A 506-nucleotide genomic window follows, 5' to 3' on the forward strand; every position below is an offset into this window, starting at 1 on the left:
ATATTTTAGCATAAGTCATTTCAAACTTAGACTCAGATGATGTAGATAAGTCATTATTTTTCTAATAAACGACGAATACTGTCAACATCACGTTCTAACTCACTTTTTTCATCGATATCCTTTTTAATCTTGTCATAAGCGTGAAGAACTGTCGTATGGTCTTTACCGCCGAATTCCTGCCCAATTTTTGGTAGGGAAGCATCTGTTAATTCTCTACTTAAATACATGGCAATTTGGCGTGGAACCACGATTTGGCGTACCCGTTTCTTCCCTTTAAGATCAGAAACCTGCAAATTAAAGTATTGGGCCACTGTCTCAAGGATATTTGGAATGGTCGGTGAATTACTTTTCACATTGCTCTTGTAATTTCTGAGCGCTTTAGCTGCAGTATTTGGCGTTAAGTCCTCTTGGTTCATGACCGCAAAGGCCTGTACACTAGTTAAAGCACCTTCCAATTCACGAATGTTGGAGTCAATTTGTCCAGCAATATATGAAAGGGTATCGTC

Annotated in this window: 1 protein-coding gene; it reads right to left on the reverse strand. The window is 38.7% G+C overall.

The genetic code is table 11. From position 1 onward, the window contains the following. Positions 1-53: 53 nt before the first annotated feature. On the reverse strand, positions 54-506 hold a 453-nt coding region (locus tag ACRCJ0_RS19530; RefSeq protein WP_431391881.1), incomplete at its 5' end, for a helix-turn-helix domain-containing protein.

This window comes from Aerococcus sp. L_32, assembly GCF_050689315.1.